Genomic DNA, 9,740 nt, shown 5'->3' on the forward strand with positions numbered 1-9,740 from the left:
GTTTTCCCGGTCAGGCGGTCGCGTGCTGGCGCGCGGAGAGTCGGACCGGGGCCCAGCAGCGGATGATGTCGCGGACCGAGACGATGCCCACGGGCTCGCCGCCGTCCAGGACGATGAGATGGCGGAAGCCGCCGTGGGCCATCGCGTGCGCGGCGTCCTCCAGGGTCCAGGAGGGGGCGGCGAAGACGACGTCGTCGGTGGTGTGGGCGTGGGTGCGTTCCGTGTCGGGGCTCTGGCCGAGGCCTACGGAGTTGAGGATGTCGCGTTCGGTCAGGATGCCGATCCCGCCGGCGTCCGGGTCGAGGACCACCGCCGCACCGACCCGCCGCGCGGCCATCAGTGTGGCTGCCTGGCGGAGTGTGTGATCGGGGCCGATGGTGAGGACCACGGAGCTCATGGCGTCGCGTACGAGCATGGGGTGGAGCCACCTCCTAGAGAGTTCCCGCCCCTGTTTCGCTTGCCTTGTTCAGTGTTTCACAAGTTCACAAGTGGGGGGAACTTCAGAGTGGCAGGTAAAGCGACGGTCAACAAGGGGGCGTGGGCAGGATCAGTAGCGCTGATTCAGGTAGCCCAGCATCTCGTCGTGCAGGTGGCCGTTGGATGCCGCCGCGTCTCCGCTGTGGGGGCCTGGACGGCCGTCGAGGCCGGTGAAGGTGCCGCCGGCCTCCGTGACGATGATCGCGTTGGCCGCCATGTCCCACAGGGAGAGTTCCGGCTCGGCGCAGATGTCGATCGAGCCCTCGGCGACCATCATGTACGGCCAGAAGTCGCCGTACGCGCGCGTGCGCCACACCTCGCGGGTGAGGTCGAGGAAGCCGCCCAGCGCACCGCGGTCCTCCCAGCCGGTGAGTGACGAGTACGCGAACGACGCGTCCGTCATCTTCGAGACGTTCGAGACGCGCAGCCGGGACGACGAGGAGAGACTGCGGCCGGTGAAGGCGCCGTGGCCCTTCGCCGCCCACCAGCGGCGGCCGAGAGCGGGGGCGGAGACCAGGCCGACCACCGGCTGGAAGCCGCCCTCGCCCGCCTCCATCAGGGAGATCAGCGTGGCCCAGACGGGCACCCCGCGGACGTAGTTCTTGGTGCCGTCGATCGGGTCGATCACCCAGCGGCGCGGGCCGGTGCCCTCGACGCCGTACTCCTCACCGAGGATCGCGTCGCGTGGGCGGGCGCGCTGCAACTGGCCCCGGATCAGTTCCTCGGTCGACTTGTCCGCCTCGCTGACCGGCGTCATGTCCGGCTTCGTCTCGACCTTGAGGTCGAGTGCCTTGAACCGGCCCATTGTCGTGGCGTCGGCAGCGTCCGCGAGGACGTGGGCAAGGCGCAGGTCATCGAGATAGTCGGGCATAGGCGAACCGTATCTTTCGAGGCTGTCGCAGGGCTACAGGGGGCAGCGGGTGCGATTGCCCTTGGTTGACCGGTGCTGCCGATGCCCCCGGCCCTGGGGGTGCGAATGTCGATACGCGCCCCCCGGCGCTGTCGTGAACCCTTGACAGTGACTCCGTGCGCGTCAAACCTGGGCCCAGAGCCGCTCGGCCCTGGGAGGCGGATGATGCCTGCAGCGCGGGATTCCTTGCTGGACGCCGCATACACGGCGCTCGCACGTCGTCCGTGGTCCACGGTGCGCATGGTCGACGTCGCGGCGGCGGCCGGAGTGTCCCGGCAGACGCTGTACAACGAGTTCGGCAGCAAGGAGGGGCTCGCCCGGGCCCTGGTCCGCAGAGAGGCCGACGGCTATCTCGCGGGCGTCGAGCGGGCGCTGACCGGGCCCGCCGACCCGGGTGCCGGAGCGCGGGAGCGGCTCACCGCGGCCGCCGAGTGGACCGCGTCGGCCGCCCGCGACAGCGTTCTGGTGCGGGCCCTGCTGACCGGCTGCTGGAGCGAACGGCTGCCCTCGCCGACCCTGTCCGCCGTGCCGTCCGCCGCCGTGGTGCCCGCGCAGCGGCGGGCCGATGGGCCGCTGCCGTCGCCCGGTGACTTCGTGGCGCTCGTCCGGGACCGTGCCGTGAGCGTGCTGTCCGGCGCCGGCACGGCCAAGTCGGACGTCGCCGAGATGTCCCGTACCTGCGAACTGGCCGTCAGGCTCGCCCTGTCCTGCGTCGCCGCGCCCCCGGGGGAGGGTGGTGTCGCCGACCTCGTACGGAGCGTGTTACAGCCCTCGGGCGCCGCTGTGTGGAACTGAGGGGTGGAGCCTGCCGCCCGGTGCGGCTAGTGGGACGAGCCCGACAGTTGCAGGCCGATCACGCCGATGATCACCAGACTGATCGAGACGATCTTCAGGACGGACACCAGGTCGTCCAGGAAGACCATCCCGTAGATCGTGGTGCCGGCCGCGCCGATGCCGGTCCACACCGCGTACGCCGGGCCCACGTCGAGCTTCTTCAGGGAGAGCGTCAGCAGGCCGAAGCTGCCGAGGGCGAAGACGCAGAACGCGACCGTCGGCCACAGACGGGTGAAGCCGTGGGACAGCTTCAGGCAGACGGCGAAGCCGGTTTCCAGGAGTCCCGCCACAACGACCAGCAGCCACGCCATGTCTTGTCCTCCCGTGTACCACGTCGACCGCTTCGTCACGCTCGGATCCGGCTGGGTGCGATTATGCACTTACCGACTCTCGCGGCGGCCAAACAACGCGGAGGTCAGTCGCCCTCTGTCCGCTCCCTCGTCGACAGCAGCCGCCGCAGGGAGTAGAGCCGCGCCGGGTCGGCGTGCCCCTTCTCCACCCACTCGTCCAGCGCACAGTCGGGCTCGTCGTGACTGCACGCGCGCGGGCAGCCCTCCGTACCCGGTTCCAGGTCGGGGAAGGCGTGGATCACGAGGGACGGGTCGACATGGTGCAGCCCGAACGAACGTACGCCCGGGGTGTCGACCACCCAGCCCGCGTCGCCCGAGAGGGGCAGGGCGAGGGCGGAGGTGGTGGTGTGCCGGCCCCGGCCGGTCACCGCGTTGACGTGTCCTGTCGAGCGCCGCTGGTCGTGCGGCACCAGGGCGTTGACCAGGGTCGTCTTGCCGACGCCCGAGTGGCCGACGAACGCCGTGATCTTGCCGTCCAGTTGCTCGCGTACCCGGGCCACGGCGGCCCCGCTCTCCAGCTCCGGGCGGCTCGTGACGACGTACGGGATGTCCAGGGCGCCGTACAGCTCCAGGAGCTTGTCGGGCGGGGACAGGTCCGACTTGGTCAGGACCAGGAGCGGGGTCAGGCCGCCGGCGTACGCCGCCACCAGGCAGCGGTCGATCAGACGGGGGCGGGGTTCCGGGTCGGCCAGGGCGGTGACGATGGCCAGCTGGTCGGCGTTGGCCACGACCACCCGCTCGTAGGGGTCGTCGTCGTCCGCCGTGCGGCGCAGGAGTGAGGTGCGCTCCCCGATGCGGACGATACGGGCGAGGGTGTCCTTCTTGCCGGAGAGGTCACCGATGACGGCCACGCGGTCGCCGACCACCGCGGCCTTGCGGCCCAGCTCACGGGCCTTCATCGCCATGACGATCCGGTCGTTGACCAGGACGGTCAGCCGGCCCCGGTCGACGGTGAGGACCATGCCGTCGGCCGCGTCCTCGTGCTTCGGGCGGATGTTCGTACGGGGTCGGTTGCCCTTGCGGTTCGGGCGGGAGCGGATGTCGTCCTCGTCGGTGTTCTTGCCGTAGCGGCGCATGATTCCGGTCCGCCCGTCAGTTCCCGAGCATTCCGGCCCACAGATCGGGGAAGTCCGGGAGGGTCTTCGCCGTCGTCGCCACGTTCTCGATCCGTACGCCCTCCACCGCCAGACCGATGATCGCGCCGGCCGTCGCCATTCGGTGGTCCTCGTACGTGTGGAAGGTGCCGCCGTGCAGGGTGCGCGGGCGGATGTGCAGGCCGTCGGCCGTCTCGGTCACGTCGCCGCCGAGTTCGTTGATCTCCTTGGTCAGGGCCGCCAGGCGGTCCGTCTCGTGGAGGCGCAGATGGGCCACCCCGGTGAGGGTGGACGGGGAGTCCGCGAGGGCCGCGACCGCCGCGATGCCCGGGGTCAGCTCGCCGACCTCGCTCAGGTCCACGTCGATGCCGTGGATCGACCCGGAGCCCGTGAACTCCAGCCCGTACTCGGTGAGTTCGCAGGAACCGCCCATCTCCGTGAAGATCTCGCGGAGCCGGTCGCCGGGCTGGGTGGTGCGGGCCGGCCAGTCGGGGATCGTGACCCTGCCGCCGGTCACCAGGGCCGCCGCCAGGAACGGCTGGGCGTTGGAGAGGTCCGGCTCGATGGTCAGATCCCGGCCGAGCAGGGCGCCCGGAGTGACCCGCCAGACGTTCGGCTCGCCGCCCGACTCGGGGGTGTCCACCTGGGCGCCGACCGCGCGCAGCATGTCGACGGTCATCCGGATGTGGGGGAGCGAGGGCAGGGTCGCGCCGGTGTGGCGGACCTCCACGCCCTGGTTGAAGCGCGGGGCGGAGAGCAGCAGGGCGCTCACGAACTGGGAGGACGAGGACGCGTCGATCGACACCGGGCCGCCGTCGAGGGCGCCGCTGCCGTGCACCGTCAGCGGGAGCGCGCCGCGGCCGTCGTCGTCGATGCGGGCGCCGAGGGCGCGCAGGCCGTCGATCACGCCGTGCAGCGGACGCTCGTACGAACGCGGGTCGCCGTCGAAGCGGATGGGGCCGTCCGCGAGGGAGGCGACCGGGGGCAGGAAGCGCATCACCGTGCCGGCGTTGCCGACGTCGACGGTGGCGGGGCCGTGCAGACCGGAGGGGATCACGCGCCAGGCCTCGCCGGAGCCGCCGGGGACTTCCGGGCCTCCCGCGACGGAGGAACTCGACGACACCGTCTCCTCGATGCCGACACCCATCGTGCGCAGGGCGCCCGCCATCAGGAGGGTGTCGCGGGAACGGAGGGGGCGGCGCAGCCAGCCGGGCTCCGAGGCGAGGGCGGCGAGGATGAGGGCGCGGTTGGTGACGGACTTGGAGCCGGGCACGTGGACCGTCGCGTCGACGGCTCCGGTCGCGTGCGGGGCGGGCCAGAGGGCGGTGTCTGCGGGGTTCGGGGCCATAGGGTCACTTTAGTAGTCGGTGGTGGTTCGGGTGCGGGTGCGTTGTGGCTGGTCGCGCCCCGCGGCGGAGCCGCAAAGAGACACAGCCCCGCGCCCCTGAAGACGCTGCCCCTGCGGGGCGCGTCATCCCTCCAGGCCCCGGCTCACACGTCCAGCAGCCACCTGCCGCCGCCTATCAGTGAGCACAGGCTCACCGCGTGGAACAGGAAGAGCCACAGGCCCGCCGGTACGTGTGTCAGGCGGGACAGTTGGTCCGCGTCCGAGTCGCCCGCTCCGCCCCTTCTGCGCTTGGCCTGGAGTTCGAAGGCCGGACGGACCCCGCCCAGGAGCAGGAACCACACGACCGCGTAGGCGAACGCCGCCTGGATCTGGGGGCCGGCGAGCCAGGACACGACCACGAAGGTGCCGCCGGTGACGAACACCGTGAGGGCGCCGTACGCGTTGCGGATCATCACCAGCATCGCCACCAGCAGAACCGTGGCCAGCCACAGGAGGGCCGTGATGTGGCCGGCGGCGAGGAGGGCGGCGCCGCCGAGGCCGAGCAGCGGGGGAGCGGTGTAGCCGAAGGCGGCCGTGAGGATCATGCCGAGGCCGTGCGGCTTGCCCCGGCTGACCGTGAGGCCGCTGGTGTCGGAGTGCAGCCTGATGCCGGTGAGGGTGCGGCCGGTCAGCAGCGCGACCAGACCGTGGCCGCCCTCGTGCGCGATGGTGATCGCGTTGCGCGAGAGGCGCCACAGGGGATGCGGGACGATCACGGCGAGCGCGGCCACCATCGTCGCGATCACCACCCACAGGTCGGGGTCGGGCTGGCTGCCGAATATCTCGTCCCAGAGGCCGGCCAGCGAGGTGGATGCGGTGCTGGTCATGGTCTGCGGAGGCTCCCTAGCGTCGCGTCGAATCAGGCAGTGTGGCACGTACGTACGGCCGATAGCTGTGACGCCGGGGTGGCGGCGATCGTTCCTGAGGCGAACGCGCAGGTCATGGTCCGAGAGCCTCGGAGTGATCCGGGGTGATCCGATGTCCGGGCTCTTTCGTTCCGGCTGCGGGGACGACAGAGGTCGCCACCGCGGTACGAGCGGGCCCCCGGAGGCGGCAAACTGGCGGGAACGACCTGCGAGACTGGGTCGCCAGGTCGGAGGGGTGGTTCAAGATGTGCGGACGGTATGCGGCGAGTCGGGCGCCCGAGGATCTCGCGGGAGTGTTCGAGGTCGAGCACTGGGAGCCCGAGGAGACACTCGCCCCCGACTACAACGTGGCACCGACCAAAGAGGTTTACGCGGTCCTCGACCGTCCCCTCAAGGACGCCGAGGACCCGAAACCGGTGCGGCAGCTGCGGAAGCTCAAGTGGGGGCTCGTCCCGTCCTGGGCCAAGACGCCCGAAGGTGGCGCCCGCATGATCAACGCGCGCGCGGAGACCGTCCACGAGAAGCCCTCGTACCGTCGTGCCTTCACCACCCGGCGCTGCATCCTGCCCGCCGACGGCTACTACGAGTGGGTCACCGCGGCCGGTGAGCGCGAGCTGGAGGTCGAGGGCAAGAAGAAGCGACCGCGCAAGCAGCCGTACTTCGTGACGCCCGCCGACGGGTCGGTCTTCGCGATGGCGGGCCTGTACGAGTTCTGGCGGGACCGGACCCTGCCCGACGAGCACCCGCTGGCCTGGTGGGTGACCTGCTCGGTCATCACCACCGAGGCCGAGACCTCCCCGCTCGCCGCGGCCACCGCCGAGGGCCCGCGTGCTCTGGCCGACATCCATCCCCGGATGCCGCTGATGCTCACCCCGGACCACTGGGACGCCTGGCTCGATCCGGCCCGTACGGAGGTGGACGAACTGCGCGGACTGCTCACGCCGCCGCCCGCCGGGCTGCTGCGCGCCTACCCCGTCTCCACGGCCGTCAGCAACGTCCGCAACAACGGACCGGAGCTGCTGACCGAGCTGGAGGGGCCCGAGGAGGGCACACTCTTCTGACGTGAGCACCGAGAACACCACCAAGGTCGTCGAGTCCGTCGAAACCGTCGAGACCGACGTGGGCACCGCCCGCGTCACCTGGCGTCGCGCCGCTCGGCCCCGGCTCGTCCTGGCCGTCAGTCACGGCGCCGGCGGGGGCATCGAGGCCCGGGACCTCCAGGCGCTCGCCGGGGAGCTGCCCGCGCACGATGTCACCGTGGCGCTCGTCGAGCAGCCCTGGCGGGTGGCCGGAAAGAAGCTGGCACCCGCGCCGAAGACCCTGGACGCGGGGTGGCGGGGAATCTGGCCCGCGCTCGCGAAGCCCGGGCTGCCGGTGATCGCGGGCGGGCGGAGCGCCGGAGCCCGCGTGGCCTGCCGTACGGCCGGGGAACTGGGCGCGGTGGCCGTGCTCGCGCTCTCCTTCCCGCTGCACCCGCCGGGCAGGCCCGAGAAGTCGCGGGCCGCCGAACTGCTCGGGGCCGGGGTGCCCGCCCTCGTCGTCCAGGGCGGCAACGATCCGTTCGGGAAACCGGCCGAGTTCCCGCCGGGGGAGTACGAGTTGGTGGAGGTGCCGTACGGCGATCATGGTTTCGCCGTGCCGAAACGGGCACCCGTCGGGCCGGAGGACGTGGCGGCGGTGATCACGGGCCGGGTCGTGGAGTGGATCGCGTCACTCCGGCCGTCGCTCGGGTGAGGGCCGGGAATGCCGGGCGGCGGGCCACTGTTGTGCGGATCAGACACCACGAACGTGGGGTGACCGTTCGTACGAGAGGAAGTCCGCCGCATGGGTTCGACCATCTGCCCGAATCGCCGCAGCAGCGCTGACCTGGACTGGACGGTGCTGCACGCGTCGAAGACCGCCCCTATTCGGGCGGCGGGCGGACACGATGTTCGTCTATCCTCCGATTCGAGTGGGATCGGTTTCGGTCCCGCCACGTCGTTGGAGGAGGTGGGTCCGGTCACTGGGACCGACGCAGGGACCGAACACGGCCAGGCGGAGCAGCCCGAGGGTCCGGGCAGGAGTGAGTCGACCGCCGAGCGCAGTGCGCGCTTCGAACGGGACGCGCTCGAATTCCTCGACCAGATGTACTCGGCCGCGCTGCGCATGACACGCAATCCGGCCGACGCCGAGGACCTGGTGCAGGAGACGTACGCCAAGGCGTACGCGTCCTTCCACCAGTTCCGTGAGGGCACCAACCTCAAGGCGTGGCTGTACCGGATTCTCACGAACACGTTCATCAACTCGTACCGCAAGAAGCAGCGCGAGCCCCAGCGCAGCGCTGCCGAGGAGATCGAGGACTGGCAGCTCGCGCGTGCCGAGTCGCACATGTCGACCGGTCTGCGTTCCGCCGAGGCGCAGGCGCTCGACCACCTGCCCGACTCGGACGTCAAGGAAGCGCTGCAGGCCATCCCGGAGGAATTCCGGATCGCGGTCTATCTCGCGGACGTAGAGGGCTTTGCGTACAAGGAGATCGCGGACATCATGGGGACACCCATCGGTACGGTGATGTCCCGGCTGCACCGCGGCCGTCGTCAGCTGCGCGGCATGCTGGAGGACTACGCCCGTGACCGTGGCCTCGTCCCGGCCGGTGCCGGAGAGTCGAACGAAGCGAAAGGTTCGGGCTCATGAGCTGCGGAGAGCCGCACGAGACGGACTGCAGTGAAGTACTCGATCATCTCTACGAGTTCCTCGACCGGGAGATGCCGGACTCGGACTGCACCAAGTTCGAGGTCCACTTCGACGAGTGCTCTCCGTGCCTGGAGAAGTACGGTCTCGAACAGGCGGTGAAGAAACTCGTCAAGCGCTGCTGCGGTCAGGACGACGTGCCGACCGACCTGCGCGCGAAGGTCATGGGGCGGCTCGACATGATCCGCTCCGGGCAGGCCGTGCCCGACCACGACGTGGCTGCCGAGAGCTGACACCGCCGGACACCGCCAGACGTCGTCGGCCCCGCGAGAGCGGGGCCGATCGCCGTTTCTCCGCCGGTTCGGGGCCGGGACCTCAGATGTCCAGGCCGTTCTCGATCCGCTTCAGGCTGTGCCGGGCCAGCGCCAGGTTGCTGCGCGACCGGTCGAGCGCGACGTACAGGAAGAGCGCGCCCTTGCTGCTGGCCAGCGGGCGGATCAGGTGGTACTGCCTGCCCAGCGTGATCAGGATGTCCTCGATGCTGTCATCCATGTCCAGCGAGGCCAGCGTGCGCATCTTCGCCCGTACGACCTCGGTGTTTCCCGCCGCCGCGAGCTCCAGGTCGAGGCCCGGGCCGCCGCCGAGGGTACCGAGGGACATACCGCTGTCGTAGTCGACGAGCGCCACTCCGAGCGCCCCGTCCACGGTCATGGCTTCCTTGAGCGCTGTCTCGATGTTCATTCTGCTGCCCCAATTCCTCAGTGACGCTGACCGGTCGCTGTCCGTGCAACTACGATCGAACTCAAGCGACTTGCGGGTCACAAAACATCAACTTTGGCGTGCGTTACGAAAGTTGTCGCTCAAAGTACTGCGCAGCGGTCGTACGTGAAGGGGGAATGGCGAAATGTCGACGGCAGTTGAGGCTTCACTGGCCCGGTTCCTCGACTCCCCCGGCGTCACCGGTGTCGCCCTCGTCGACGCCGTCACCGGCCTCACCTACGGAGTGGCGGGGGACACCACCGAGGCCGGGGACGGTTCGGAGAGCTCCGAGTTCGCCGCCCTCGTCGCCGAACGGCTGGGCCGGGCGGGCGCCGAGGGTGAGCTGGAGAGCGTCGTCACGACCAGCGTGCGCCGCCATCAGGTCCTGCTGACGGT

General features: G+C 70.4%; 13 protein-coding genes. 6 read left to right on the plus strand and 7 right to left on the minus strand.

Going from position 1 to position 9,740, the window contains the following annotated elements:
- Nucleotides 1-10 precede the first annotated feature (10 nt).
- Nucleotides 11-415, minus strand: a complete 405-nt coding sequence (locus STRTUCAR8_RS46045; protein WP_006383417.1) for a CBS domain-containing protein — start codon at nt 413-415, stop codon at nt 11-13.
- Nucleotides 416-547: 132 nt separating this feature from the next.
- Nucleotides 548-1,348, minus strand: a complete 801-nt coding sequence (gene hisN, locus STRTUCAR8_RS46050) for a histidinol-phosphatase (RefSeq protein ID WP_006383422.1) — start codon at nt 1,346-1,348, stop codon at nt 548-550.
- 204 nt (nt 1,349-1,552) lie between these two features.
- Between hisN and STRTUCAR8_RS46055 the strand changes: the two genes are divergently transcribed.
- Nucleotides 1,553-2,182 carry a TetR/AcrR family transcriptional regulator gene (locus STRTUCAR8_RS46055; protein WP_078507523.1) on the plus strand — a complete coding sequence of 210 codons (630 nt, stop codon included), beginning with the start codon at nt 1,553-1,555 and terminating at the stop codon, nt 2,180-2,182.
- Between the two features lie 26 nt (nt 2,183-2,208).
- Here the strand turns inward: STRTUCAR8_RS46055 and STRTUCAR8_RS46060 are convergent, their stop codons facing one another.
- The 4 genes from STRTUCAR8_RS46060 to STRTUCAR8_RS46075 form a co-directional block, all read right to left on the minus strand.
- A complete protein-coding gene (locus tag STRTUCAR8_RS46060) occupies nt 2,209-2,532 on the minus strand; it encodes a DMT family transporter (protein WP_006383410.1) in 324 nt (107 codons plus the stop codon).
- Between the two features lie 104 nt (nt 2,533-2,636).
- On the minus strand, nt 2,637-3,647 hold the full coding sequence (gene rsgA, locus STRTUCAR8_RS46065) for a ribosome small subunit-dependent GTPase A (protein ID WP_006383420.1): 1,011 nt from the start codon (nt 3,645-3,647) through the stop codon (nt 2,637-2,639).
- A gap of 16 nt (nt 3,648-3,663) precedes the next feature.
- Complete coding sequence (gene aroA / locus STRTUCAR8_RS46070; RefSeq protein WP_006383418.1) at nt 3,664-5,013, minus strand: 3-phosphoshikimate 1-carboxyvinyltransferase; 1,350 nt, start codon at nt 5,011-5,013, stop codon at nt 3,664-3,666.
- A gap of 143 nt (nt 5,014-5,156) precedes the next feature.
- On the minus strand, nt 5,157-5,879 hold the full coding sequence (locus STRTUCAR8_RS46075; RefSeq protein ID WP_006383409.1) for a M50 family metallopeptidase: 723 nt from the start codon (nt 5,877-5,879) through the stop codon (nt 5,157-5,159).
- 284 nt (nt 5,880-6,163) lie between these two features.
- Between STRTUCAR8_RS46075 and STRTUCAR8_RS46080 the strand changes: the two genes are divergently transcribed.
- The 4 genes from STRTUCAR8_RS46080 (at nt 6,164) to rsrA (ending at nt 8,878) form a co-directional block, all read left to right on the plus strand.
- On the plus strand, nt 6,164-6,979 hold the full coding sequence (locus STRTUCAR8_RS46080) for an SOS response-associated peptidase (protein ID WP_044474045.1): 816 nt from the start codon (nt 6,164-6,166) through the stop codon (nt 6,977-6,979).
- A gap of 1 nt (nt 6,980) precedes the next feature.
- A complete protein-coding gene (locus STRTUCAR8_RS46085; protein ID WP_006383408.1) occupies nt 6,981-7,652 on the plus strand; it encodes an alpha/beta hydrolase family protein in 672 nt (223 codons plus the stop codon).
- A 255-nt stretch (nt 7,653-7,907) separates the two neighbouring features.
- Nucleotides 7,908-8,588: an RNA polymerase sigma factor SigR gene (gene sigR, locus STRTUCAR8_RS46090; RefSeq protein ID WP_044474046.1), complete on the plus strand. Its 681-nt coding sequence runs from the start codon at nt 7,908-7,910 to the stop codon at nt 8,586-8,588.
- Nucleotides 8,585-8,878 (plus strand): mycothiol system anti-sigma-R factor, encoded by a 294-nt coding sequence (rsrA, locus tag STRTUCAR8_RS46095; protein ID WP_006383419.1) that lies wholly within the window; start codon nt 8,585-8,587, stop codon nt 8,876-8,878. Before sigR ends, rsrA begins: the two co-directional genes overlap by 4 nt.
- Nucleotides 8,879-8,960: 82 nt before the next feature.
- Here the strand turns inward: rsrA and STRTUCAR8_RS46100 are convergent, their stop codons facing one another.
- Nucleotides 8,961-9,326, minus strand: coding sequence for a hypothetical protein (locus tag STRTUCAR8_RS46100; RefSeq protein WP_006383416.1), 366 nt, complete (start codon nt 9,324-9,326; stop codon nt 8,961-8,963).
- Nucleotides 9,327-9,489: 163 nt separating this feature from the next.
- On the opposite strand from STRTUCAR8_RS46100, the gene STRTUCAR8_RS46105 reads away from it, so the two are divergent.
- A partial coding sequence (locus STRTUCAR8_RS46105; protein WP_006383414.1) for a hypothetical protein occupies nt 9,490-9,740 on the plus strand: 251 nt, incomplete at its 3' end.

This window comes from Streptomyces turgidiscabies Car8, from assembly GCF_000331005.1.
Classification (GTDB): domain Bacteria; phylum Actinomycetota; class Actinomycetes; order Streptomycetales; family Streptomycetaceae; genus Streptomyces; species Streptomyces turgidiscabies.

Coding starts and splice junctions, on each gene's coding strand:
- STRTUCAR8_RS46045 (WP_006383417.1), bottom strand. CDS start 415: ATGCTCGTACGCGACGCCATGAGCTCCGTGGTCCTCACCATCGGCCCC.
- hisN (WP_006383422.1), bottom strand. CDS start 1,348: ATGCCCGACTATCTCGATGACCTGCGCCTTGCCCACGTCCTCGCGGAC.
- STRTUCAR8_RS46055 (WP_078507523.1), top strand. CDS start 1,553: ATGCCTGCAGCGCGGGATTCCTTGCTGGACGCCGCATACACGGCGCTC.
- STRTUCAR8_RS46060 (WP_006383410.1), bottom strand. CDS start 2,532: ATGGCGTGGCTGCTGGTCGTTGTGGCGGGACTCCTGGAAACCGGCTTC.
- rsgA (WP_006383420.1), bottom strand. CDS start 3,647: ATGCGCCGCTACGGCAAGAACACCGACGAGGACGACATCCGCTCCCGC.
- aroA (WP_006383418.1), bottom strand. CDS start 5,013: ATGGCCCCGAACCCCGCAGACACCGCCCTCTGGCCCGCCCCGCACGCG.
- STRTUCAR8_RS46075 (WP_006383409.1), bottom strand. CDS start 5,879: ATGACCAGCACCGCATCCACCTCGCTGGCCGGCCTCTGGGACGAGATA.
- STRTUCAR8_RS46080 (WP_044474045.1), top strand. CDS start 6,164: ATGTGCGGACGGTATGCGGCGAGTCGGGCGCCCGAGGATCTCGCGGGA.
- rsrA (WP_006383419.1), top strand. CDS start 8,585: ATGAGCTGCGGAGAGCCGCACGAGACGGACTGCAGTGAAGTACTCGAT.
- STRTUCAR8_RS46100 (WP_006383416.1), bottom strand. CDS start 9,326: ATGAACATCGAGACAGCGCTCAAGGAAGCCATGACCGTGGACGGGGCG.